General features: G+C 62.8%; 29 protein-coding genes. 18 read left to right on the top strand and 11 right to left on the bottom strand.

The features are described from left to right. The first annotated feature begins 135 nt into the window (after window positions 1-135). Window positions 136-969: a transglutaminase-like domain-containing protein gene (locus AC07NY_RS04270; protein ID WP_494582052.1), complete on the top strand. Its 834-nt coding sequence runs from the start codon at window positions 136-138 to the stop codon at window positions 967-969. A gap of 75 nt (window positions 970-1044) precedes the next feature. Next, window positions 1045-1236 carry a CsbD family protein gene (locus tag AC07NY_RS04275; RefSeq protein WP_310094194.1) on the top strand — a complete coding sequence of 64 codons (192 nt, stop codon included), beginning with the start codon at window positions 1045-1047 and terminating at the stop codon, window positions 1234-1236. A gap of 93 nt (window positions 1237-1329) precedes the next feature. Here the strand turns inward: AC07NY_RS04275 and AC07NY_RS04280 are convergent, their stop codons facing one another. Next, window positions 1330-1833, bottom strand: coding sequence for a YciE/YciF ferroxidase family protein (locus AC07NY_RS04280; protein ID WP_492798006.1), 504 nt, complete (start codon window positions 1831-1833; stop codon window positions 1330-1332). Between the two features lie 158 nt (window positions 1834-1991). On the opposite strand from AC07NY_RS04280, the gene AC07NY_RS04285 reads away from it, so the two are divergent. From AC07NY_RS04285 to AC07NY_RS04325, 9 genes are all read left to right on the top strand, one after another. Then, window positions 1992-2291: a PepSY domain-containing protein gene (locus tag AC07NY_RS04285; RefSeq protein ID WP_494582054.1), complete on the top strand. Its 300-nt coding sequence runs from the start codon at window positions 1992-1994 to the stop codon at window positions 2289-2291. 36 nt (window positions 2292-2327) lie between these two features. Next, a complete protein-coding gene (locus AC07NY_RS04290; protein ID WP_494582056.1) occupies window positions 2328-2894 on the top strand; it encodes a hypothetical protein in 567 nt (188 codons plus the stop codon). Between the two features lie 159 nt (window positions 2895-3053). Then, on the top strand, window positions 3054-3359 hold the full coding sequence (locus AC07NY_RS04295; protein ID WP_494582058.1) for a hypothetical protein: 306 nt from the start codon (window positions 3054-3056) through the stop codon (window positions 3357-3359). A gap of 120 nt (window positions 3360-3479) precedes the next feature. Next, window positions 3480-4331: a glucose 1-dehydrogenase gene (locus AC07NY_RS04300; RefSeq protein WP_494582060.1), complete on the top strand. Its 852-nt coding sequence runs from the start codon at window positions 3480-3482 to the stop codon at window positions 4329-4331. 629 nt (window positions 4332-4960) lie between these two features. After that, the gene (locus AC07NY_RS04305) at window positions 4961-7030 is read left to right on the top strand and encodes an ATP-dependent helicase (RefSeq protein WP_494582062.1); all 2070 of its coding nucleotides are present in this window, start codon (window positions 4961-4963) and stop codon (window positions 7028-7030) included. Beyond that, complete coding sequence (locus AC07NY_RS04310) at window positions 7027-7323, top strand: hypothetical protein (protein ID WP_494582064.1); 297 nt, start codon at window positions 7027-7029, stop codon at window positions 7321-7323. The genes AC07NY_RS04305 and AC07NY_RS04310 overlap by 4 nt, the downstream gene beginning before the upstream one ends. A 14-nt stretch (window positions 7324-7337) precedes the next feature. Then, window positions 7338-7583: a hypothetical protein gene (locus AC07NY_RS04315; RefSeq protein WP_494582066.1), complete on the top strand. Its 246-nt coding sequence runs from the start codon at window positions 7338-7340 to the stop codon at window positions 7581-7583. Beyond that, window positions 7583-7801, top strand: a complete 219-nt coding sequence (locus AC07NY_RS04320; RefSeq protein ID WP_494582068.1) for a hypothetical protein — start codon at window positions 7583-7585, stop codon at window positions 7799-7801. The genes AC07NY_RS04315 and AC07NY_RS04320 overlap by 1 nt, the downstream gene beginning before the upstream one ends. An 11-nt stretch (window positions 7802-7812) precedes the next feature. Continuing rightward, on the top strand, window positions 7813-8532 hold the full coding sequence (locus tag AC07NY_RS04325; RefSeq protein WP_494582070.1) for an SOS response-associated peptidase: 720 nt from the start codon (window positions 7813-7815) through the stop codon (window positions 8530-8532). A 434-nt stretch (window positions 8533-8966) separates the two neighbouring features. Here AC07NY_RS04325 and AC07NY_RS04330 read toward each other — a convergent pair whose 3' ends face one another. Continuing rightward, window positions 8967-9929, bottom strand: coding sequence for a sensor histidine kinase (locus AC07NY_RS04330; RefSeq protein WP_494582071.1), 963 nt, complete (start codon window positions 9927-9929; stop codon window positions 8967-8969). Between the two features lie 188 nt (window positions 9930-10117). Here AC07NY_RS04330 and AC07NY_RS04335 point away from each other — a divergent pair, with 188 nt between their 5' ends. Further along, window positions 10118-11647, top strand: a complete 1530-nt coding sequence (locus AC07NY_RS04335; RefSeq protein WP_494582073.1) for a PAS domain-containing protein — start codon at window positions 10118-10120, stop codon at window positions 11645-11647. Here AC07NY_RS04335 and AC07NY_RS04340 read toward each other — a convergent pair. Both AC07NY_RS04340 and AC07NY_RS04345 read right to left on the bottom strand, forming a co-directional pair. Beyond that, window positions 11644-12000 carry a response regulator gene (locus AC07NY_RS04340; protein WP_494582075.1) on the bottom strand — a complete coding sequence of 119 codons (357 nt, stop codon included), beginning with the start codon at window positions 11998-12000 and terminating at the stop codon, window positions 11644-11646. The two genes, AC07NY_RS04335 and AC07NY_RS04340, sit on opposite strands and share 4 nt — an antisense overlap. Beyond that, window positions 11997-12278: a DUF6894 family protein gene (locus tag AC07NY_RS04345; RefSeq protein WP_494582077.1), complete on the bottom strand. Its 282-nt coding sequence runs from the start codon at window positions 12276-12278 to the stop codon at window positions 11997-11999. The genes AC07NY_RS04340 and AC07NY_RS04345 overlap by 4 nt, the downstream gene beginning before the upstream one ends. Window positions 12279-12573: 295 nt before the next feature. Between AC07NY_RS04345 and AC07NY_RS04350 the strand changes: the two genes are divergently transcribed. Then, window positions 12574-12861 (top strand): CsbD family protein, encoded by a 288-nt coding sequence (locus AC07NY_RS04350; protein ID WP_494582078.1) that lies wholly within the window; start codon window positions 12574-12576, stop codon window positions 12859-12861. Between the two features lie 90 nt (window positions 12862-12951). On the opposite strand, the gene AC07NY_RS04355 is transcribed toward AC07NY_RS04350, so the two are convergent. From AC07NY_RS04355 to AC07NY_RS04385, 7 genes are all read right to left on the bottom strand, one after another. Beyond that, window positions 12952-16074, bottom strand: coding sequence for a hybrid sensor histidine kinase/response regulator (locus AC07NY_RS04355; protein WP_494582080.1), 3123 nt, complete (start codon window positions 16072-16074; stop codon window positions 12952-12954). A 92-nt stretch (window positions 16075-16166) separates the two neighbouring features. Then, window positions 16167-16934 (bottom strand): transglutaminase-like domain-containing protein, encoded by a 768-nt coding sequence (locus tag AC07NY_RS04360; protein ID WP_494582082.1) that lies wholly within the window; start codon window positions 16932-16934, stop codon window positions 16167-16169. Window positions 16935-17057: 123 nt separating this feature from the next. After that, the gene (locus AC07NY_RS04365) at window positions 17058-17402 is read right to left on the bottom strand and encodes a hypothetical protein (RefSeq protein WP_494582084.1); all 345 of its coding nucleotides are present in this window, start codon (window positions 17400-17402) and stop codon (window positions 17058-17060) included. Between the two features lie 41 nt (window positions 17403-17443). Continuing rightward, complete coding sequence (locus tag AC07NY_RS04370; RefSeq protein ID WP_047576572.1) at window positions 17444-17653, bottom strand: cold-shock protein; 210 nt, start codon at window positions 17651-17653, stop codon at window positions 17444-17446. A 263-nt stretch (window positions 17654-17916) separates the two neighbouring features. Beyond that, a complete protein-coding gene (locus tag AC07NY_RS04375; RefSeq protein ID WP_494582085.1) occupies window positions 17917-18483 on the bottom strand; it encodes a phosphatase PAP2 family protein in 567 nt (188 codons plus the stop codon). Window positions 18484-18553: 70 nt separating this feature from the next. Continuing rightward, complete coding sequence (locus AC07NY_RS04380; RefSeq protein WP_494583678.1) at window positions 18554-18847, bottom strand: DUF982 domain-containing protein; 294 nt, start codon at window positions 18845-18847, stop codon at window positions 18554-18556. A 174-nt stretch (window positions 18848-19021) separates the two neighbouring features. Then, entirely contained in the window at window positions 19022-19291 is a 270-nt protein-coding gene (locus tag AC07NY_RS04385; protein ID WP_492285952.1) for an usg protein, read from the bottom strand. Window positions 19292-19550: 259 nt separating this feature from the next. Between AC07NY_RS04385 and groES the strand changes: the two genes are divergently transcribed. The 5 genes from groES to htpG all read left to right on the top strand — a co-directional run bounded on the left by groES (window position 19551) and on the right by htpG (window position 24154). Further along, a complete protein-coding gene (groES, locus tag AC07NY_RS04390; protein ID WP_306224585.1) occupies window positions 19551-19865 on the top strand; it encodes a co-chaperone GroES in 315 nt (104 codons plus the stop codon). Window positions 19866-19923: 58 nt separating this feature from the next. Next, window positions 19924-21549: a chaperonin GroEL gene (gene groL / locus AC07NY_RS04395; protein WP_494582087.1), complete on the top strand. Its 1626-nt coding sequence runs from the start codon at window positions 19924-19926 to the stop codon at window positions 21547-21549. 74 nt (window positions 21550-21623) lie between these two features. After that, window positions 21624-21839, top strand: a complete 216-nt coding sequence (locus AC07NY_RS04400; RefSeq protein WP_494582088.1) for a hypothetical protein — start codon at window positions 21624-21626, stop codon at window positions 21837-21839. 51 nt (window positions 21840-21890) lie between these two features. Continuing rightward, the gene (locus AC07NY_RS04405; protein ID WP_494582089.1) at window positions 21891-22157 is read left to right on the top strand and encodes a hypothetical protein; all 267 of its coding nucleotides are present in this window, start codon (window positions 21891-21893) and stop codon (window positions 22155-22157) included. 113 nt (window positions 22158-22270) lie between these two features. Beyond that, window positions 22271-24154 (top strand): molecular chaperone HtpG, encoded by a 1884-nt coding sequence (gene htpG / locus AC07NY_RS04410; protein ID WP_494583680.1) that lies wholly within the window; start codon window positions 22271-22273, stop codon window positions 24152-24154. The last annotated feature ends 243 nt before the right edge of the window (window positions 24155-24397 follow it).

A 24397-nucleotide genomic window follows, 5' to 3' on the forward strand; every position in this document is an offset into this window, starting at 1 on the left:
CGGGCGAAACGTCAGACAGTTGCGGCAAGGCAAGAAACTGGACCCGCTCAGATGCCTGAAATCTCGCCAAGGGCGTGAGGAACAGCGGGCATCCCCGAGGTGTTGCGATCTCACCGTCACCATCGGGATCGCAGCATGGAAATCCGCGTCGGCTACCGCATTGAGATCACCACGACGCAGCCTCTGTCGTGCATGACGCTGCTCGACCCACACCCCAGCCGCGGGGGCGATCTGGTCGGCGCCCCGACGCCCCGAGTCACGTCGCTTGTCGACGGCACGGACGTGCCGGTCCGCGAATACACCGACGGGTTCGGGAACAGGTGCCGGCGGCTCATGGTGCCCACGGGCGGCGCACTCTTCACAAACGACATGATCGTTCGTGATGCCGGCGTCCCCGACCAGTGGGACAAGGACGCGCCAGAGGTCCCACCGGACGACCTCCCGTCCGAGGTCATCGAATACATGCTGTCCAGTCGGTACTGCGAGGTCGACGAGTTGTCGGCCACGGCATGGAGCCTGTTCGGCAACTTCGCTCCTGGCTGGAACCGCGTCCAGCAGATCTGCAATTACGTCAACGCGCAGATTAGGTTCGACTACCAGTTCGCCAGGAACACTCGCACCGCCGCGCAGGCGATGAATGAGCGCGTCGGCGTCTGCCGTGACTTCACACACCTCGCCATCGCGCTATGCCGGGCCATGAATATTCCCGCCCGCTACTGCAACGGATTCCTCGGCGATATCGGCGTTCCCCCCGACCCCGCGCCGATGGACTACAACGCCTGGTTCGAGGCGTATCTCGGCGGCAAGTGGTACGTTTTCGACGCGCGCCACAACATGCCGCGGATCGGTCGCATACTGGTGGCGCGAGGGCGGGACGCTGCCGACATCCCCATGATCCACACCTTCGGGCCTCACGTGCTCCAGCGCTTCGAGATCGTAACCGAGGAGGTCGTCACCGCCGCGGCGTGATCCGGAACATCCCAATCAAGGTGGAGTTGAATCCCACGACGCCGCGCAGGCGGCAACGTTATAGGAGATGCCCCCATGGGTAGCACGACCGACAAGATCAAGGGCATGGCCAACGAGGCCGCCGGTAACGTCAAACAAGCCGCGGGCAAGGCGATGGACAAGCCCGGGCTGCATGCCGAAGGCGTGGCGCAGGAGCGCAAGGGCGAGGCCCAGCAGGCGCTCGGCAAGGGCAAGGAAGCTGTGAAGAACGTCGTCGACAAAGCCTGAGCGGCTACGACTTCACAAATGGGCGGTCGCCGAAAAGCGCCCGCCCTTTTTCTTTTGAAGCCTCGGCGAGGGCATCGCCGAGGCTTCGCAGCATCAAGCGGCCTTCGCCACGGCGGCGCTGTTGGCCGGACCGCCGAGCTGCGTCAGCGTCTTGTCAGTCTTCGTTTCCTCGGCGAGGGTTGCGTCCAGGAGCTTCACTGCATCCTTGTGGCCAAGCTGCTGCGCCCACGCTTTAAGCGTGCCGTAGCGGGCCATCTCGTAGTGCTCGACAGCCTGCGCGGACGCTACCAGGCCGGCGTCGATCGCGGGGCTGTCGCCGTAATCCTCGATGACCGCCTTGCCTTCCTCGATGATCCCGAGAATTGCGTCGCAGGTCTTGCCGCGCGGGGCCTTGCCGATCAGTTCGAAGACCTCCGCGAGGCGCTCGACATGGCCCTCGGTTTCCTCGCGATGGGTTTCGAAGGCCTTCTTGAGCTCTGCGGACTGCGCCGCTTTCGCCATCTTGGGCAGGGTCTTCAGGATCTGCTTCTCGGCGTAATAGACGTCCTTGAGCATGTCGTGGAACAGGTCGTCGAGCGGCTTCGGGGTCGTGGCCATGGTCATTCTCCGGCGATGGGTGGGTGGTTGAGGCCAAACGGGCGCCAAGCCCTCGTGTTCCTTCCCCTTTGAGGGCTGGGCGTTGGAACTTTGGTGGGCAACTTGCCGTTTGGTTGTGCATCGCGGCAAACGCCGCCGGCATCCTGATGGAGACCATCATGAAGAAGCTGCTTATCGCAACGTTGATCGCCTCCGCGACGTCCTTCGCCGCCATGGCCCAGACGTCGACGACATCACCCATGCCGGCGCCCAAGGCCGATGCCGACAAGAACGCCCCGCTGCCCGGTGCCAACAGCTTCACCGAGGGCCAAGCCAAGAGCCGCCTGGAGTCGAATGGCTATTCCAACGTCGGCGCCCTCAAGAAGGACGACAACGGCGTGTGGAAGGGAACGGCCACTCATTCCGGTGCGCAGGTCAATGTGACCGTCGACTATCGCGGCAACATCACCCGCAACTGATCCGTGCCGCTCGCACCCCGAACTTTGGAGAACGACATGACCCGAACCCTGACCCGATCCTACGATAACCACGCCACCGCCCGCTCGGTCGTCGAGCAGCTGGAGGCAGCCGGCGTTTCGAGCAGCGCCATCAGCCTCGTGGGCCGAGATGGCGACACCGGTGAGAACAATGCCGCAGAAGGCGCCGGCATCGGCGCTGGCGTCGGCGGCGCCGCTGGCCTGCTGACTGGTCTCGGACTTCTTGCGATCCCGGGCGTTGGTCCCGTCGTCGCAGCCGGCTGGCTCGCATCCACGGCGGCGGGCGCCGTCGCCGGTGCTGCCGCCGGCGGGCTGGTCGGATCCTTCGTGAAGGAAGGCCACGACGAGGACGAGGCCAACTACTACGCCGAGACGGTTCGCCGCGGCGGCTCGGTGGTCTCCGTCCGGACCGAGCCGGAGCACGAGGCCACCGTGCAGGCAATCCTCGACGGGGCTACGCCGATCGACCGCTCGACCCGTGAGGCCGACTACCGTGCCGGCGGCTGGTCGCGCTTCGATGAGAACGCCGATCCGTATGTCCGCGACGCCACGGCGGCCGGGCGCGTGCCGCCAGCGGTCATCTGAGCGAACCGCCCGCGTATGATTGATGGCCCCGGTGATGCCGGGGCCTTTCCGTTGGCAGGGCGTCGGTGACAATGGAGTTGATGCGGCTATTACCGAGGATCCGTTTTGATCCAGCACATGAGGCGCGGAACTCCGCGACGAAGCCGATCTCTGGATAGCTTGTTCAACGCCAAGATAAGATCCGGACTGTTTTGGGTCATGCTCGTCGGTAGGCGCGTGCGCCTGGAAAGCTATTTGCAGCTGACCGGCGCATTGGCAGGAGGCGTTCTGGGCGCGCTGGTCGATGCCGGTGTACCGGCGAATGACGCCGAACGTCACGCCAGCGAATACGCGCTGGGTCGGTCTGTGGTCTCCGTGCGTGTAGAAGAGCCCGACGTCGCGCTGGCAACGCGGATCATGGATGCCGCAATGCCTGTCGAAGCGGGTGAAGATCCTCAAGCCGACCTCGCCAAGGTCGTGTCCTGACGCCCATTCTCGGCCGCAAAGCGTCCGAGGGAACTAGTCTTGGCCGAGACGGTTCGACGACAAAGCGCTGGGGGGCGATTGGCTGGCGGCAGCGCCGCGGCCCGACCCAAGGAATGTCGAATGTCCGTCAAAGATGCCATGATCCACGAAGACGGTCTTCCGGGGCATGAATCCGCCCTGACACCGAAGCCCGTCTGGGAGCCGCGTTATCCGGGAAGCGGTCGCCTCAATGGAAAGGTCGCGCTCATCACGGGAGCGGACAGCGGCATCGGCCGAGCGGTTGCCGCGCTTTACGCTCGTGAAGGGGCGGACGTCGCCATCGTCTACCTGAGCGAACATGACGATGCCAAAGAGACGGTGCGCATTGTTGAGCAGGAGGGTCGGCGAGCCATCGCGATCGCTGGCGATATTGGCGAGAAGGCGTTCTGCAGCGCCGCTGTGTCCCGGACAATCGAGCAGTTCGGCAAGATTGATATCCTTGTCAATAACGCCGGCGAACAGCATCCGGACAAGGATATCACTGACATCACCGAGGAGCAGCTTCGCCGGACGTTCCAGACTAACATCTTCGGCATGTTTTTCATGACGCAAGCCGCGCGACCGCACCTCCAAAGTGGCGCCGTTATCGTCAACTGTACGTCGGTGACGAGCTATCAGGGGTCCAGCGAGCTGCTCGATTACAGTTCGACGAAAGGCGCGATCACCGCGTTCACGCGAGCCCTTTCAGAGAACCTGGTTGGGAAGGGAATACGCGTGAATGCAGTGGCTCCCGGGCCGATCTGGACGCCTCTCAACCCGATGGGCGGAGCAAGTCCCGAGAAGCTGAAACATTTTGGCGAAAGTACGCCGATGAAACGGCCGGGACAGCCGAATGAGGTCGCGCCCAGCTTCCTGTTCCTGGCTTGCGACGATTCCAGCTACATGTCCGGACAGGTGCTTCACCCGAACGGCGGCACGGTCGTTAACGGGTAGGTCAGGCAAATGCCGATAGACAGACCGCCTCCACCCAAAGCAAAAAAGGCAGCTATCGGCGTCGTTGCCGTGGTCGCCTTTATCATCGTGGCGATATTCATTGGCTTCAACCTGAACCATGCTCAAACGCAGCGTGAGCTGCTATCCGGCCGGGTCGATCCAAGAGATGCTCCGAAGAGCTCCACGGATCTGCAGGCGCCGAGGCCTCCTCAAAAATGACTACTCTACGCTGAAGACGAAATTTATAGGTGGGAGGACGCCGAATCAGTGATCCAGCGGCTCACGCCGCTCGATCGATATGGAGCTTAATGGCACTCATTTAGGCCAGCGCAACGGTGTGCATTTTGCCACGAAGCTTGACTCCTTGAAGGCGATCGTTCTCATAATGTTCTCATTCTTGAGGACGCAACCATGCCGCCAGTCGTGCTGAAACAGGCGCCTGCTCCGAATCCTATGGAGCAACAGATCAATTCCGTGCTGGCGGAGTTCCACGGCGATGCCCGGGCTGCCATCGGGGCCTTACTTCAAAACCGTGATGAGCTCTTGCGAGATGCCGATCGGGCAGCCTCTCTGGGCTTCCTTCGCGGTCGGTTCTCGGAAGGAGCGCGGCCAGTACGGGAATTGAAGGCATGAACGCCATCGCCCCGATCAGCTACCTCGACGCGCTTAACCCAGCCCAGCGGCGTGCGGTGATCCATGGCGTTGGCGCGGTGGCGTCCTCGCCCCTGCTCGTCATCGCAGGCGCCGGCTCAGGCAAAACCAACACGCTTGCGCACCGGGTCGCCCATCTCATGGTCAGCGGCGCGGATCCGCGGCGGATCCTGCTGATGACCTTCTCGCGGCGCGCGGCTTCCGAGATGGCAAAGCGCGTCGAGCGGATCGCCCGGAAGGTGCTCGGCGATGGTGCCGGCGTCCTCGCCGATGCCCTGACCTGGGCAGGCACCTTTCATGGCATCGGCGCGCGGCTGCTGCGCGACTATGCCGAGCAGCTCGGTCTCGATCCCTCCTTCACGATCCATGATCGAGAGGACTCCGCCGATCAGATGAATCTGGTCCGGCACGAGCTCGGCTTCTCTAAGACAGAGTCGCGGTTTCCGACGAAGGGCACCTGCCTGGCGATCTATTCGCGCTGCGTGAATGCCGAGCTGCCGATCGAAGACGTTCTGCGCCTGTCCTACCCTTGGTGCGCCACCTGGGCGGCTGAGCTGAAAGAGCTTTTCTCGGCCTATGTCGAAGCCAAGCAGAGCCAAAACGTCCTAGATTACGACGACCTGCTGCTCTACTGGGCCCAGTCCGTGACTGATCCCGATATTGCTGCGGACATCGGTGGCCGCTTCGACCATGTCATGGTCGACGAGTACCAGGACACGAACCGCCTCCAGTCCTCAATCCTGCTCGCGCTCAAGCCCGACGGCCGTGGCCTGACGGTCGTGGGGGATGATGCCCAGTCGATCTATTCGTTCCGGGCGGCGACCGTCCGCAACATCCTCGATTTCCCGGCCGCCTTCGTGCCGCCGGCCGAGGTCATCACGCTCGATCAGAACTACCGCTCGACGAGTGCCATCCTTTCAGCTGCGAACGCTGTCATTGACCTGGCGGCCGAGCGCTTCACCAAGAATCTCTGGACCGATCGCGCGACCGGATCGGCACCGCAGCTTGTCCATGTTCGGGACGAAGCCGATCAGGCTCGCTTCATAGCTGAGAAGGTGCTGGAGAACCGTGAAGGCGGCTCGACGCTGAAGCAGCAGGCAGTGTTGTTTCGCGCTTCCCACCACAGCGGCCCGCTCGAAATCGAGCTCACGCGCCGGAACATTCCGTTCGTCAAGTTCGGAGGGCTGAAGTTCCTGGACAGCGCCCATATCAAGGATCTGCTGGCTCTGCTCCGCTTCGTCGAGAACCCGCGCGATAAGGTGGCCGGTTTCCGGGTCTTACAGCTTCTGCCCGGTGTGGGCCCGACATCGGCGCAGCGTGTGCTTGAGCATGTGGCGCAGGCATCGACGCCGCTCGAGGCTCTTGGGAACACTCCGGCTCCGCCGCGGGCCGGCGACGACTGGTCCTCGTTTGTTGCCGCGGTCTGTGAGCTGCGCGCCGGCACTGCTGGTTGGCCTGCAGAGATCGAGCGCGCCCGTCGCTGGTATGAGCCTCATCTGGAGCGCATCCACGAGGACGCCAGCACCAGGCAGGCCGATCTCGTGCAGCTCGAACAGATCGCCGGCGGCTATCCCTCGCGTGAGCGTTTCCTGACCGAATTAACGCTCGACCCGCCGGACGCGACCAGCGATCAGGCCGGCGTGCCACATCTGGACGAGGACTATCTGATCCTGTCGACGATCCATTCCGCCAAGGGGCAGGAATGGAAGTCGGTCTTCGTCATGAACACGGTCGACGGCTGTATCCCTATCGACCTTGGCGCCGGCGCGCGCGACGAGATCGAGGAGGAGCGGCGACTGCTCTATGTCGCGATGACGCGGGCGAAGGATGATCTGCACCTCGTGGTGCCGCAGCGCTTCTTCACGCACGGCCAGTCCGCGACGGGCGATCGTCACGTCTATGCCAACCGCACCCGCTTCATCCCGAATGCGCTGCTCGGCCAGTTCGAACGGACGGCCTGGCCCATCGCGGTGGCGGAGACCTCGCGGGTGCCGTCTGGTGGCCCGAAGGTCGATGTCAGGGCCAAGATGCGGGGCATGTGGCGATGACCGCTCATTGGCTGCACCAGGTCGAGATCAAGCTTGATAAGGCGTCCGCTGCCGAACGCCTGCGCCGGATTGAAGCATGGTGCACCGATTGGCTGATCGGCTTCCGCGTACTCGGCACGATGACCGACGGGGTGATCCGGGTGGCTTTCGAAGAGGCGCGGTTTGCGCGCGCTTTCCACGCTCATTTCGGCGGCGTCATAGCTTTGCGGGCCGGGGAGCTCGACATGGCTCTGGCGGCAGATGCCGCGGAAGTCGACTTGTATGATCGGCTTGCGGGCGAATACCCTGATTAGGGAGGGCCATCGCCATGGCTGATGCGATTAGGATTGGATCAGGCGTGCCGCGCATTCCGATCCGTCGAGCCGACGACTTGGTCGAGCGGATCGAGGCGATGAAGAACGAAGCGACCACCCGCGGCTTCGGGACGCTGGCCTATTTCCTTGATACCGCCCTGATCGAAGCCAAGCTGCAGGAACAACACATCATCGACGACACGGCCATTGCGCGAGCCAGGCCCGACGAACTTTGGCGCCCTGTCGAGGGCCGAGATTGATGGCCGAGCCGACGGAGCTGCCCGAAATCGATCTCGACGTGGCTGACGTGAAGCGGATTGCGCTGACGACCGATCCGCAAGGCGAGACGATGATCAGTTTCGAGATGGCCAGTGGTCAGAGGATGAACCTCGTATTCTCGCCGGAGATATTTGCGAAGCTCGAGGCCATGATGGCCAAGGCGAATGAGGCGCAAGCTCAGGTCTCACCGATCCAATAGGAGCGGAGCGCATGTGCGGACGGTTCAGCCAAGCTTACACCTGGGGCGAGATCTACGCCTTCAGCCAGCCTCTCACCGAGCCGGCATCGCCTGCCCGCAATCTGCAGGCCAGGTACAATATCGCCGCGACGACGACGATCGACATCATCGTGAAAGCGCCGGTCGGCCGGGAAATCTGGAAGGTTCGCTGGGGCCTCATCCCGCCTTGGCATAAGGGCACGATCAAGCAGGCCGTGCCACACATCAACGCGCGGATCGAGGGCGTGGACACCAACGGCTTATTCAAGCGAGCCTACGTTAAGAACCGCTGCATCATCCCGGCAAGCGGCTTTTACGAATGGACCGGCGACGAGAAAAACAAGACGCCCCATTTCATCAGCGCCAAGGACGGGGCCATTCTCGCGTTCGCAGGCATCTGGGAACGCTGGCGTGACGAAAGCGGTGAGGAGATCGTCAGCGCGAGCATCATCACGCGGGATGCGAATGACTGGATGTCGCACATCCACACCCGCATGCCGGCGATGCTGCATCCTGACGACTTTGAAGCATGGCTGGATGGTTCGGCCGGCAAGGAGGTTCTGATGCGCCCGCCGCCGGAGCTTCAGGAATGGGTCGTCGATCGCCGGATGAACAAATCGGGCGCCGGTGATGACGATCCTGCGACGGCCGCTCCAGCCGAAGAATGGGAATCCCAGCCGCGGGAAGCGCCCGCCCAAGGCGACCTGTTCTGAGGCTCGGCGCCAAGGGAGCGAACACGCCGGGTGTAAGCATCCTTGACTTTCACCAACCACGAGGTTCGCCCAGCGGCTCGAACGAGCGAGTTTTGCTCGCTTGCTCGTTCGGACTCGTCGATAACGATCCACGAAAACCAGATCCTCGCTCCAGCGGACCTCTTGTTCGACACCGAGATACGACGCAGCGTCAGGGATTGGCCCCATAGCCGACGTCTAGAACTTCTGCTTACGGGCAATTCAATGTGCGCCGCGCCGCAAAGAAAAAGGCCGGCCAAGAACGAACGTCCGGAGCTTTTGGTTTAAAGCACTTAAGTTTGGAGATGAGCCGCGCAGACGGGTAAGCGCCGCGTCGTCCATCGTGTTCCAAGCCTCCCCGGCCTCGTGGTATCGCTATAAGCGCGTATTTCCTCGTTGCTAGGGCGTTCTCGTAATCAGCTCTCGTCGTCGAGCGCGTCGAGTGGAGCAACGAGTGTGAACACCAGGCCTTCCGGCCTATACTCAACGCCGCCCGTGCCACGGAAATAGCTCGCCAGCACTCGCTCGATCATGCGTGAGCCGAAGCCTTTACGGGTCGGCTCTTGGACCTTCGGGCCGCCGGCTTCCGTCCAGGTGAAGCGAAATTCGTCGTCGACCGACCATTCTACGCGGACGCGGCCGTCTGCGCGGAGCGCGCCGTACTTGACCGAATTCGTCGCCATCTCATGCAGGGCCAGGGCCAAGGCGACAGCGCATTTCGAGGAGATGTCGCGTTGCGGCCCGACGATATCAAACCTGTCCAGCCCATGCGGCGCGACTGCGCGTTCGACGACGCCGCGAATCGGACCGCGCGCCCAGGCTGACGGCATCAGCAGATCCTGGGCGTCGGCGAGGACGCGGATCCGGTCGTTGAAGGCCTCGCGGGCAGCTAAAGGGATGTCATCACCGCGCAGTGTCTGGCCCGCGATCGCCTGGATCATGGCGATCGTGTTCTTCATCCGGTGTTTGAGTTCCTGCGCGAGCAGCAGCGAGCGATCTTCGGCGGCCTTCAACTCGGTAATGTCGCGAGACACGGAGAGTATCCGCTCAGGCTTGCCATCCGGCCCGATGATCGGAGAGACCTTCACATCCCAATAGCGGGGATTGCCGGCCGCGGTGTTCGCTGCACCCTGGAAGCGATAGCTGCGACCGGCCTGAGCCTCTGCGATCGCGTGCTTGGCTTCGGTGTTCCCGGCATCGGCCCAGAAGTCCGGCCACGGGCAACCCGCGAGCGCGTTGAAGTCGCTGACCTCCATCACACGCTGGCCGCCCTCGCTCATGAAGGTCAGCTTGCCGTCGAGATCGAGGACCTTGATGCAATCGTCGGACGCAGCAAGGAGGCTGCGCATGAAACGGGCTTCGCGTTCGGCGGAGTTCATTCTGCTCTGTAATCTGAGTTAGCGTCGCATCCATAAGGATGCACGGCCTGTTTGACGAATCAGCGATTGAACTCGGCGAGGCCGAGGGCGTTTCCATCTCGCTACAGCAATATGCCGTCGCGTCACGCAGCAAATGACATGACCGCATTTGCCTTGAGCTATGAGGCACGTCAGGAGATCAACGACACATGACCGCCGAGACTGAGCACGACCGGATCGAGAGTGAGATCGAGAAGGTCGGCAAGTCGTCGGACCCCTTTGCATCTGCCGTTCGCGCGACGCGGATGCCGATGTTGATCACCGACCCTAACCAGCCCGACAATCCGATCGTATTCGCCAACGATTCGTTCACGCGTTTGACCGGCTACACGCGCGAGGAAGTTTTAGGCCGGAACTGTCGGTTCCTCCAAGGACCAGAGACTGATCCAAAGGACGTCGCCAAGCTGCGGGACGCCATCGCACGCCGTTCGCAGATTGAGATGGACATTATCAATCACCGGAAGGATGGCTCGCGCTTCTACAATCGCGTGCTGATCTCGCCAGTCTTCGACGGCGACGGTCACCTGACCTATTTCTTCGCGTCGCAGTTCGACGTCACGCTGGAGCGCGACCGCTTGGTGCGGCTTCAGCGCGAGCATGACAAGCTGGAGAAGGAGGTCGAGCGCCGCACCCGGGAGCTCAGGCTTTCCGAGGAACGCCTGAAGTTCACGATCCAGGCCGCCCGCCTTGGCTCATGGACGCTCGACCTCACCGATATGCGACTGACCTGCTCGGACATCTGCAAGCGCAATTTCGGGCGCGAGCCTAGCGATCCTTTCACCTACCAGGACCTCATTGCGACGATCCTGCCGGACGAGCGGCCGCGGATGCAGCAATCGGTCAAGGATGCGATCGAGAACCATCACGACTACGAGCACGAGTACAGGATCGAGACGCCCTCCGGCGAGACCCGCTGGATTATGGCACGCGCACGGCCCTACTATTCCGCGGAAGGCAAGCCGCTCAGCATGGCCGGGGTCACCCTTGACGTGACCGAAAGTCGCCGCAACGAGGAGCAACGGCTGCTGCTCACCGCCGAGTTGAAACATCGCGTCAAGAACTCGATGGCGACCATACAGTCCATCGCGACGCAGACCCTGCGTAACGCGGGCTCGCTCAAGGAGGCGACGGAGGTCCTCACAGCCCGCATGCAGTCGCTGGCATCGGCTCACGATCTGCTCACCCGTGAGGAATGGCAGAGCGCAACCATCGCAGAGGTCGTCGCGAGTGCCACGGAATCCTTCGACGTCGCTGGCGCCAAGCCCTTTCGCGTCGCCGGTCCAGCTATCAGCCTCCCGCCGCGCGCCGCCATGGCGATGGTGCTGGCCTTGCACGAACTGTCGACCAACGCGGCGAAGTACGGCGCATTGTCGGTGCCAGATGGACATGTCGTCATCGATTGGCACGTCGCTGATCACGCCGGCGCGAAGGTGATCGAGTTCCGCTGGCAAGAGGTCGGCGGGCCTGTGGTCGCCGGCAAGCCCAGCCGCCGCGGCTTCGGCACCCGGCTCATCGAGAAGGTGCTGACTGCTGAACTTAAGGGCAAGGGCGCGCTACGCTACCTGCCTTCAGGCGTCGTATTCACTCTCGAAGCGCCGCTCCCTGATCAGGACAAGATCAGCGGCACGCCGGACGACGAGGAGCTCTTCCGGCGCAATATCAGCACATCCTTCGACTAACCGATGCGCGACAGCGCCTGGTGCATCTGGCGCTCGGAATATGGCTTGGTCAGGAAAGTTACATCGCGTGGCAACTCACCCGGTTGCAACTTGTGGTGACCCGACACGACGATGATCAGGATCGGCGGCCATCGATCGCGCACGGCATTGGCCAGCTTGACCCCATCCATGCTGCCGGGCATCTGGACGTCGGTGATGACGACCCGGATATCGTCGCGGCCTTCCAGGATGGCGACCGCCTCGTCCGCGTTGGCCGCCTCCAGAACCTCGAACCCTGCGCTTTCGACGATATCCACCGCGTGGATCATCAGCAAAGGCTCGTCTTCTACGATCAACGCGATTGGTTTGCTCACTCACGTGGTCCGTTCGAAATCTGCTGCTCTGGGGCTGCCTCCGGCTCTTGGCCGTCGTAACAGCTGAATTCGAGTTTCGCCCGATAGATCGCGGCGCCTTTGTCGTCGTCTATCTCGACGGCCAAATGGGCCTTGCGCTTTCCAGGGATATGATCACGGGCCATCTCCGTCATTGCGATCTGTGCATCACGGCGGGCGGCCGATGCGTCGGAGAATTCCATCGGCTCTCCCCCGTCGGGCCCTTCGCCGACATCCATGCGTACATTATAGGTAGGCATCGCGTTACTCTCCGATCCCCTGAAGCCGAACGGGAGGAGAGGTTGACTGTTCCCAGACCATGACTTTCTTTTTTGAAAAGTAAGACCTGCTGGCTGCCGCGCAGTGAATTTCTCTCTTCATCTCAAACCGGCGAAACGGCAGCGCGGCTTTTGGAGCAGGAATTCATGAGCCTGATCATGCGCTTCCCGCTGCTGCCTCGACATAGGCTACGGCCCTGAATGACGTTCGTATCGCCGAGCAAGAAGCATAGGGTACGTTCCGCAGGCGCTCATACGACGAGACAACGCTGCCTCGATGACCAACAAGGCAACGGAACCTGTTCCAAACCTAGTTGTTATGCCCGTCGAAGCCGTCATCGAGCGGCTAGCTCAGTCTACAGGGAATATTCCGATGGGCAGCACCGTGGACAAGAGCAAGGGTTTGGCCAATGAGGCCGCCGGCAATGTCAAGCAGGCTGCTGGCAAGGCGCTGGACAAGCCGGGCCTTCAGGCCGAGGGCATTGCTCAGGAGCGCAAGGGCGAGGCACAGCAAGCGCTCGGCAAAGGTAAGGAAGCGGTGAAGAAGGTCGTCGATAAGGCTTGATCACCACCGACTGGACACAAAAAAGCGAGCTACCGAAAGGTAGCTCGCTTTTTTGTGTCGCCACTGCGCACGACAGGCGGCCGATGGCCGCTACGCTTGATCGGCGTCCGTCTTGTTGACCCGCGGGGCAGGTGCTGAGGACGAAGCTGTACCCAGCAGCGACAGCAACGTGTGCTCGGCATAAGGCTTGACGAGAATTGACGCCTGATCATCCTTGCCGACCGTCGAGGCGTCACCGGTCGCGAAGACAACGACGACCTGCGGCCGAAGCTCCCGTGCACGAGCGGCAAGCTCGGTCCCCGATGCTCCCGGGAGGTTGATGTCGGTCACGAGAATGTCGACGGGAGCGGTCTGCAGCGCCGCCATCGCTTCTTCCGCGCTCCCAGCATCGACGACGATATACCCACCATCCTCCAGGATTTCGGCGGTGTTCATCCGGATCAGCGCGTCGTCCTCGACCAGCAGCACGGTACGTCGTGCGTCGGCAAGGGTCGACGCCGGAACCGCAGCGCTCTCCTGAGGGCGTTGGTGCGCCGCGGCGGCGTTACGTTGCTGCTGGTTTGCAAGCACATGCCGGAACTTCCGCGCCAGCGCTTCGCGCGTATACGGCTTCGAAAGCAGCTCGACGCCCGTATCGAGCTTTCCCCCATGGACGATCGAGTTCTCGGTGTAGCCGGAGGTGAACAGCACAGCGATGTTCGGAAGGCGCTCGCGCGCCTTTCGCGCCAGCTCCGGGCTCTTCAACGTGCCGGGCATCACCACATCCGTGAAGAGCATGTCGATGGGAATGCCGCTCTCGATCACATTCAGCGCGCTCGCGGCATCGACGGCCTTGAGGACGCGGTAGCCCAGATCGGCGAGCAGCTCGACGACAGTCGCGCGGACCTCCTCGTCGTCCTCGACCACCAGCACCGTCTCGGTTCCGCCCGCCACGGGACCGGTATCGACCGCGACCTCTACATCCTCGCTCTCCAACGCGCGGGGTAGATAGAGTTTGATCGTCGTGCCATGGCCGACTTCGGAATAGATTTTCACATGGCCGCCCGACTGCTTGACGAAGCCATAGACCATGGAGAGGCCGAGACCCGAACCCTTGCCCTCGCCCTTCGTCGAGAAGAACGGCTCGAACACCTTGTCGATGATCTCGGGCGCCATGCCGCTGCCCGTGTCGGAGACCGCGAGCATAACATACTGCCCTGCCGTGACCTCGTCATGGGCGCGGACATAGGCATCGTCCAGCATGGTGTTGGCGAGTTCGATGGTGAGCTTGCCCTGGCCCTCCATCGCGTCACGGGCATTGATTGCGAGATTGAGCAAGGCGTTCTCGATCTGGGCGGGGTCGATGAACGTGTTCCACAAGCCGCCGCCGACCACGGTCTCGATCTCGATCGCTTCGCCCAGCGCGCGGCGCAGCATATCGTCCATGCCGCGAACGAAGCGGCTGACGTTGACGACCTTCGGTTCGAGCGCCTGACGGCGTCCGAAGGCGAGAAGCTGAGCGGCAAGCTTGGACCCGCGGGAGACGCCGGCCATCGCGTTGGTGACGCGTCGCTCGGCGCGCTCGTTGCCGGCGATGTCCTTGGCGAGAAGCTGCAGGTTGCCAGCCACGACCTGAAGCAAGTTGTTGAAATCGTGCGCGACGCCACCTGTCAGTTTGCCGACCGTCTCCATCTTCTGAGCTTGCGCGAGCTTGGCCTCAGCCTGGCGCCGCTCGTCGATCTCTGCGATGACGCGCGCCTCCAGATTATCGTTGAGCTGTCGCAGCTGCGCCTCAGCCCGCTCGCGATGCCGGACCTGCCGGGAGAGATCCTCGGCCTGCGCGCGAAGTGCTGCTTCGGCGGCCCGCTGGTGCGTGATGTCGGTATGGACGCCGACCCATTCGACGATCTCGCCGGTCGTATCGAGCATGGGCAAGGCCCGGATTGCGAAGTTGCGCCAGCTGCCATTTCTGTGGCGCACGCGGTGCTCGTGAACGTACATGCTCTTCGCCGCGACCGCCGCGTTCCAGCTTTCGACGGATCCGGACCGGTCATCTGGGTGCAGCGCCTCCGCCCAACCGAAGCCCTGGTACTCCTCATAGGCCTGACCGGTGAGCGCGGCCCAGCCCGGCTGCTCGCCCTCCATTCGGCCATCGGGACTGTTGGTCCACAATACCCCGTGCACGGCGTCCATCGCCGTCCGAAACCGGCTGTTGCTCCGGGCCAGCGCAGCTTCGCGCAGGGCGCGCTCCTGCACATCGATTCCTAGGACGTATACGCCAGGAATCGAACCGTCCGGCTCGACGCGCGGCACATATCGAACCTCGAGCCTCCGGGTTACGCCATCGCGGTGCGGCATCGTCGTTTCGGCGGTGAAGCGCTCACCCGCAAGGCCACGGTCGAGATCGGCTCGGCGATCCTGATAAGGGGCATCGCCGATGATGTCCCTGACGTGTCGCCCGATCATGCTCGTCGGTGACATCCCGAACCAGGTTTCATAGGCGATGTTCGCGAAGCGATAGACATGCTCCCGGTCGACATAGGAGACCAGCATCGGCAGGGCGTCCGTAACCCTGAGCAGTTCGGTTTCGCTGACGGCGACGCGCCGTTCTGCCTCGACACGTGCGCTGTTGTCGACGATCGTACACATGACGCCGCCGACGCCGCCATCGGCTTCGTAGACCGGCGTATAGAACAGGTCGAGATAAAGCGTTTTCCTGCCGTCTGGCCTGTCGAATTCGATGGGTTGGTCGCGATAGGAGACGGTTTCGCCGCGCAGGCCGGCTTCCAGAATGGGACGATTCCAGTCCCAGACTTCCGGAAAGGCCGTCGCGACCGGGCTGCCGAGAGCCGAAGGATGACGCTCCCCGGCAATCGTCCTGTAGGCATCGTTGTAGAGCATGATGTGATCGGGCCCCCACATCAGCACCTTGGCAACGGGGGAATTCACGATATTGGCTATCGTCGCGCGCATTTCGACAGGCCAGGTGTCGACTGCGCCGAGGCTGGTCGCGGCCCAGTCACGCTCGCGGATCAACGCACCGCATTCCCCCCCGGCCACCGGCCACGCCGCTCGTTCCTTCGGCGTCCAAGGGTGAGGCTTATCCCGGAGGGCTTTCAAGGCTGCGCGGACGACCGCGCTTGCGTCGGCATAGCCGCCAGAGGCCACTTGCTCGGATATGAAATCGTCGAGCTCGGGCGTGAGGGAAACGTCGCGAATTTGACCGGTCATCATGGGGCTGGCATCGGCTGCCAGTTTGCTCGTGTCAACAGTTTCTCATTCGGCATCCGCGTGACTGGAACGGCCCTCTGGGTCGCGCAATCCGATCAGTCCACAGGCACCTCTTGAGTGATCACCTCGAAGCGGTTCAGCACATGCGGGCCGAAGGTATGGACCATCGGGATGTCGGCTGCGTCGCGCCCTCGCGCCACGAGGATGCGACCGATGCGTGGCACGTTGTGGCGGGCGTCGAAAGTCCACCACGACCCGCCGAGATAAGCCTCGAACCAGGCGTTGTAATCCATGGGCGCCGGATCGGGGGGAACCCCGATATCGCCGAGGAAGCCGTTGCAGTAGCGCGCCGGAATGTTCATCGCCCGGCACAATGCGATGGCCAGATGCGTGAAGTCGCGGCAGACGCCGACGCGCTCGCTGATGGCCTGGGCGGCTGTTCTCGTGCTGCGGGCGCACTGATAGTCGAAGCGGATCTGTGCATTCACGTAATTGCAGATCTGCTGAACCCTGTTCCAGCCCGGCGCGAAACTCCCGAACAGATTCCAGGCCGTGGTCGACAGCTCGTCGACCTCGCAATAGCGGCTTGGCAGCATGTATTCTATCACTTCAGAAGGCAGATCGGCGGGCCATATTTCAACCGCCGCCTGATCGAACTGATCGGGCATGCCGGAGTCGCGCACGACCATGTCGTTGGTGAGGATGACCCCGCCTGCGGGAATGACGAGCCTGCGACAGAGATTGCCGAAGCCGTCCGTGTACTCCTCCATGGGCACATCGCTTCCGTCGACGACGGAGGCGGCCCGCGCGTTGGGTCCAGTCACGAAATCCGGCTGTCGGCTCAGATGCGGGTCGAGCAGCAAGATGCCCGGAGTAGCTGGATCGTACCGATCTCGATCCGGTAGCCGACGCGAATGTCCATGGATGTCCTCTCACCTGAACCGGTGAGACCGCAACACACGGCCGGCGAGCCGAGTTCCGGGCGACTATGCGGAGATTTTAGACACCTTCGCGCCCTTGGCTTTGACCGGCGGCAACGCGAGAGCCATGGCCTGGTCTTGTGCCTCCTTCGCAAGCCGAAGGCCCCGCAGACGGGCTGTGTTCTCGGCGCGCTGTTGGATGATGCTGTCCATCTCCGATGTCATCCGACCTCTCGCCAGGGACTTGATCTGAAGCTTGAGGAATTGATTGTCCGCCGTCATGCGCTGCTTGGATTGTTGAAGCATGCCGCTTCTCCTTGCGTTCTCGTCGAGCACTGGATGTTCAGCGCAAGTAGGCTGAAAGCAAAAAAGGCCGAGCATGAGCCCGGCCTTTCCGATGGCTATGGTCAAGGCGCCAGTACATCCGTGGTCGCCGTTGACACATCGCCTGATTACGCAGCCTGGAGCTGCTCCGCCGCCATCTTCCCGGACTTGTTGTCGCGAGCGACCTCAAACCCGATCTTCTGGCCTTCGCGGAGATCCCGCATGCCAGCCCGCTCGACGGCGGAGACATGAACGAACACGTCCTGACCGCCATCGTCGGGCTGGATGAAGCCGAAGCCCTTGGTGGAATTGAACCATTTCACGGTGCCGGTGGTCATGAATAACCCTCCTTCTGGCAAACTCTGTCGCTCCCCGACAGGATGTCGGGAGAGTTCAGAACGATTTTGAAAGGGGGGATCATCGAACCCACGCTCGGAGCGCGGCAAAACAAAAACCAACCAAGCAATCTCGATGTACTTATATTTATAGGATGACTTTCAAAAACGCAAGGAAATTCTTTCACAGCAATCACGGAACAGGAAATCAGTGCGATTTTATTTTCCATAGACCGTTCCTTTTCGGGACCGGCTCGGGACGGAGGTCATCGCAGAGCATGAATACGCCGCGATAGTCTTTCGACGACGACCCCGGCCGCAAACCCAGCCGCGACTCCTGAAGGCCAATGAGGCAGGGCAGGGACACGCGACAGCGCCAACGCGCCGAAGGCACTCCACAGCCATGGCGGCGAACCGGTCCCGGAACCGGCCAGAAACGATGCCAAGGCGCCGGCATGCATCGCGTGCCCGGAGGGAAACGCATCGCTCGTCCTACCGATCAATTGATGCCTTACAGGGGTCCGAATGACGCGATCGGGACGCTGCTGATCGACAAACCTTTTGATTGCGTGGTGGAGAATCGTCGTCGTGGCGAAAACGGCGAGATAGCGCAGAGAGGTTTGTCGCTTCCCCGGGGGCGAGACCAGCCACCAGATCGCTCCCGTGCTCAATAACGTCCGCGCATCACAGGCCCATCCGAGGGCCTTGGCGGCTCGACCGGTCCCGCTCGGAGCGTTCTGTGCGAGCGCCTCCACGGATCTCTTCTCGCATTTGCTGACGTCCAGGCGGATGCGAGGCAAGCGAAACGACGGCACTTTCTCGCTCCGAAACATTCCTATCCTTTGAATGGCACCTTCGCCTCAAAAGTCGCCCGGCCCCGCCGCCGCGGTGCCGGGCTCCTTGTCAGGCGTGGCCGCGCGAGCCTTCCTTGCGGCCGCGGGCGAACGCGGCCACGTCGGGAGCAAGGAGATCATGCTTCTCCGCCCAGGACGCGAACAAGCCGCGCGCCGTATCCGCTTCGATCTCGCCGCGGATCGCCGCCAGGCAGGCCTTCAGCGCGAAGCCGTGGACCGCATCGCGCCTGCTCGCCGGCCAGTCGGCCAGGAACATATAGGCCTCCATGGCAGACGCGATCGCCGCCGGATGCCCAAGACCGGTCAGGATCACGACCGGCCTCTCGAAGTCGTCTGATGTCATCATGCAGTCCTCCCGCGGCGGGGAGCGATTGCCAACGTTGCCATAGCCATATCCTCCTGGAAGCAACATGGATCCGGGTTGGTTGATCGCCGCGTCGAGCGCGCTGTAGCTGTCGGCGGCTGCGATGATTTTGGGATGTGTTCTCCTCGGATCAAGCCCTCCGAAGCATCAACGTCACTGGAGCCGGAACTCGCCGCTGACCGCGCTGAGGTCAGCAGGCCCGATCAGGTCCTTGTGGGCAACGGTGATGCGGAACAGCCTGCCGTCGAGCTTGGCCTGCCAGAAGGCGAGGAACTTGTTGAGCTCGGGAAAGCGCGGAGCGAGATCGTAATCCTGCCAGATATATTCCTGAAGGATCGAAGGGTGATCGGGCAGGCGGTAGAGGATGCCGGCGGTGGTCAATCCATAGCCGGCGATCTGGCGAGCGAAGTCTGTCGAAGCCATTCCTTTCAGCTCCCTGGTTTCACTGCGGCGATGGCAGCGGATTCCCAACGCTTTGGCAAGCCGAAGGTTCGATTGTGCTGCCTTTTCAGCCTGTTAGCACTCGATCAAAAAAAGTGCTGCCGACCTCTTGAAGGCAAAAATGGGGCAACCCAAATCTTCGCGCGGGCACGGCGCCTCAGGGCGCGCGGAACCTCGCCGCGAGACCTGAACAGGGCCGGCCCGCTTTGACATGTGACCGACATGGAAACTGGAGGAACTCATGAAGTTTCGGCCACTGCATGACCGCGTCGTCGTGAAGCGCATCGACGCCGAGGAGAAGACCAAGGGCGGGATCATCATTCCCGACACCGCCAAGGAAAAGCCGCAGGAGGGCGAGGTCGTCGCCGTCGGCGCCGGCGCGCGCGACGAGACCGGAAAGCTCGTGCCACCCGACGTCAAGGTCGGCGACCGCGTGCTCTTCGGCAAATGGAGCGGCACCGAGGTCAAGATCGACGGCCAGGATCTCCTGATCATGAAGGAGACCGACATCATGGGCGTCGTCGAGACGACGGCCGCCCTCAAGAAGGCCGCCTAACGGGGCCTTCATCCCACATCATCAACCTGAAACCTCAAGTCTGAAGGAGTGAGGAATCATGGCTGCGAAGGACGTGAAGTTTTCGCAGGACGCGCGCGAGCGGATGCTGCGCGGCGTCGACACGCTTGCCAATGCCGTGAAGGTCACGCTGGGTCCGAAGGGCCGCAACGTCGTGATCGAGAAGTCGTTCGGTGCGCCCCGCATCACCAAGGATGGCGTCACCGTCGCCAAGGAGATCGAGCTTTCCGACAAGTTCGAGAACATGGGCGCCCAGATGGTCCGCGAGGTGGCCTCGAAGCAGAACGATGCGGCCGGTGACGGCACCACGACCGCGACGGTGCTCGCCCAGGCAATCGTCCGCGAGGGCGCCAAGGCGGTGGCCGCCGGCATCAATCCGATGGACCTGAAGCGCGGCATCGATCTCGCCGTCGAAGCGGTGACGAAGTCGCTCGGCGAGCATTCCAAGACGATCACCGGCTCGGAGGAGGTCGCGCAGGTCGGCACCATCTCGGCCAATGGCGACCTCACCATCGGCGAAATGATCGCCGAGGCGATGAAGAAGGTCGGCAACGAGGGCGTCATCACCGTCGAGGAAGCCAAGACGGCCGAGACGGAGCTCGATGTCGTGGAGGGCATGCAGTTCGATCGCGGCTACCTCTCGCCCTATTTCGTGACCAACACCGAGAAGATGGTCGCGGAGCTCGAAGATCCCTACATCCTGATCCACGAGAAGAAGCTCTCGGGTCTCCAGGCGATGCTGCCGCTGCTTGAAGCGGTTGTCCAGACTGGCAAGCCGCTGCTGATCGTGGCGGAAGATGTCGAGGGCGAGGCTCTCGCCACGCTCGTCGTCAACAAGCTCCGTGGCGGCCTGAAGATCGCGGCCGTCAAGGCTCCGGGCTTCGGCGACCGCCGCAAGGCCATGCTGGAGGACATCGCGATCCTGACCGGCGGCACCGCGATCAGCGAGGATCTCGGCATCAAGCTGGAAACCGTCACGCTCGACATGCTCGGCCGCGCCAAGAAGGTCCGGATCGAGAAGGAGAACACCACCATCGTCGACGGCGCTGGCGCGAAGGCCGAGATCGACGCCCGGGTCGCGCAGATCAAGGCGCAGATCGAGGAAACCACCTCGGATTACGACCGCGAGAAGCTGCAGGAGCGTCTGGCCAAGCTCGCTGGCGGCGTCGCGGTGATCCGCGTCGGTGGGGCGACGGAGGTCGAGGTCAAGGAGAAGAAGGACCGCGTCGACGATGCCCTGAACGCCACCCGCGCAGCGGTCGAGGAAGGCATCCTGCCGGGCGGCGGCGTCGCCCTGCTGCGCGCGGTCAAGGCGCTCGAAGGGCTGGTGCCCGGCAATGACGACCAGAAGACCGGCGTCGAGATCGTCCGCAAGGCGATCACCGCGCCTGCCCGCCAGATCGTCGAGAACGCGGGCGGCGACGGCGCGGTCGTGGTCGGCAAGCTGCTGGAGTCGCAGGACTACGCCTGGGGCTACGATGCCCAGACCGGCGAGTACGGCGATCTGGTCAAGGCCGGCATCATCGACCCGACCAAGGTCGTGCGCACGGCAATCCAGGACGCGGCGTCGGTCGCGGGCCTGCTGATCACCACCGAGGCGATGATCGCCGAGGCGCCGAAGAAGGACCCGGCGCCGGCCATGTCCGCCGGCGGCATGGACTATTGAGCACCGGGGGCGCCGCGATTGCCGCGGCGCCCCCTCTCAACGCGGTGACCTCCTAGGCATACCGAGGGGAAACAATGCCCTTCTCATCATTGACCGATCCCATCGATTTGGCCCGTGCCGAAGCTGCTCTTGAAAGGGCATGGGCGGAACTCAAGCCGTCGTTTCCGTCTGAATCCGACGAACTGGAGCGAAACAACCTCGCCTATATCGTGGCTTCGCTGGTTCCGCTGGCGCTCGACGAGGATGATCTCGCACAGCGTGCGATCGACCGGTTTCGCGAGAAGGCCTAGGCGAAAGGCTCCGTGAAAGCCCCTGCATTCTCTCAATCGCGTCAGACCGACATGACCGACGGCACACAGGAACCTAAGGACATCTCACCGTCCGACCGCTTCAAGGCCCTCATTACGAACGCCGAGAGCGCAACATACGGGCTCAAGGATAATCTTCTGGCCGTCATGACGCGGGATGGATCGGCAACGTGGCAGACCGTCGCCGCTCACATCGAGGCTCAGTTGCCCGGCGCCGGCGAGTTCGCGACCGCGCGCCTGAACGCCATACTTGCTCTAATCAGGACGCTATCCAACCGACAAACGTCCGGGAGCGGGTGAGCGCGGCTCTCTATAGTCCCCGGCCGTCAGCAAACAGGCTGGCTCGCCGCGGGCCCGCGCGATATCGCACTCTGCCAGCGTCTCCCCGCCGCCAATCTATTCGAGAAATCCGAATGACAACGACCGCCACAGCCGAGCATCGCAGCTTCGAAGCCGACGTCTCCCGCCTTCTGCACATGATGGTGCATTCAGTTTACTCGGACAGGGACGTTTTCCTGCGCGAGCTGATTTCGAACGCGGCCGACGCGTGCGAGAAGCTGCGCTACGAAGCAATCGGCACCCCCGAACTCCTGGGGGATGACCCGAAGCTCGCGATCACCATCTCGGCCGATCCGGAGGCCGGCAGGCTGACCATTGCCGACAACGGCATCGGTATGAGCCATGACGAGATGATAGAGGCTCTCGGCACGATCGCCCGCTCCGGCACGCGCAGCTTCATGGAGCGGGTAGCAGGCGCCGATGGCAAGGACGGCGCGCAACTCATCGGCCAGTTCGGCGTCGGCTTCTACTCCGCCTTCATGGTCGCTGAAAAGGTCGAAGTCGTCAGCCGTCGCGCCGGTAACCCGGAAGCCTGGACCTGGTCGTCGGACGGCAAAGGCGAGTTCACGGTGGCGCCTGCAGCGCTGGACGAAGCGCCGGCACGCGGCACGCGCGTGACGTTGCACCTGATGGAGGAGGCCAGGTCCTATGCCGAGCGCTGGACGCTGGAGCGCATCGTCAAGGAACAGTCCGGCCATGTACCGGTCCCGATCTCTCTGATCACGGAGCCGGGCGCCGATGCGGTCGCCCTCTCCGACGGAGCCGCGCTCTGGACGAGGCCGAAGAGCGAGATCACGAAGGACGAATACGCCGATTTCTACCGCAGCGTTGCGGGACAATATGACGAGCCGACGTCCACGATCCATTTTCGCGCCGAAGGCCTGCACGAATATACCGCGCTCGCCTTCGTCCCGGGCGCGCGTCCGTTCGATCTCTTCGACGCCGATCGCAAGGGGCGGATCAAGCTTTATGTGAAGCGCGTCTTCATCACGGACGAGGCTGAGCTCCTCCCGCGTTACCTGCGCTTCGTCCGCGGCATCGTCGACACCGCCGACCTGCCGCTCAACGTCTCTCGCGAGATGATCCAGGACAGCCCGCTGCTCGGGGCGATCAAGAAGGGCGTCACCAACCGCATCCTTTCCGATCTCGCGAAACTGGCCGAACAGGATCCGGACACGTTCCGGATGATCTGGGAAAATTTCGGCGTCGTCATCAAGGAAGGGCTGTACGAGGATTTCGCGCGCCGGGAGCAACTGCTCGGCCTCGCTCGCTTCCGAACCACGGCCTCCAGCGATGGGTGGCGCAGCCTCAAGGACTATATCGGCGCGCTCAAGGACAACCAGACCGCGATCTACTACATCGCCGGCGACGATGCCTCCCGGATCGCCAACTCCCCGCAGCTCGAAGGTTTTCGGGCGCGCGGCATCGAGGTGCTGCTGCTGTCGGATCCGATCGACAGCTTCTGGGCATCGGCAGCCCCGGATTTCGAAGGCAAGCCGTTCAAGTCGGTGACGCAAGGGGCGGCCGATCTCGGTCTCATCCCGCTGCTTGATGGCGAGGCGCCTCCGTCGGTGGAAGCGAGCGAGAAGGTCGGCGCTCTACTTGTATCGATGAAGGAGATTCTGGCCGAAGAGGTTGCGGATGTCCGATCCTCAGATCGGCTGACCGAGAGCGCGGTCTGCCTTGTTGCATCAGACAAAGGGCCGGATCGGCAGTTCGAACGTCTGCTCAGCGCCGCGGGGCGCGTGGAAAGTGCTGCCAAGCCGATCCTCGAGGTCAACCCGCGCCATGCGATGGTCTCAGCCCTCGCATCTGTCGAAGATGATGCGTTGCGTAGCGACGTCGCCCATCTGCTCCTGGATACCGCGCGCGTCCTTGACGGCGATCGCCCGATAGATGCAAGCGCATTTGCCGAAAGGCTGAACCGGCTCATGACGCGAAGCTTCGGCGAAGATTGAGCGGCGAAGCGAACGAACGCGTGGCCGTGCGGTCAGGCAATTCCGTTAGGCGCTTCCCCATTTCGCTCAACTTCGAATGTCCGGTTCTAGGTCGCTTGCCGATGTCCGCACTTGGCGCCGAGGCGACGGCCCGGCCCATGGCCGCTGCCTCGGTGACGCCGAGGTGGATGCGCATCACATGGCGCGGCCATGCCGTGCTAAGCGCCGGAGGTAAGGGCCTCCGTTGGCGAAGTCGTCACGATG

The organism is Allobosea sp. GW821-FHT09G06, from assembly GCF_059416005.1.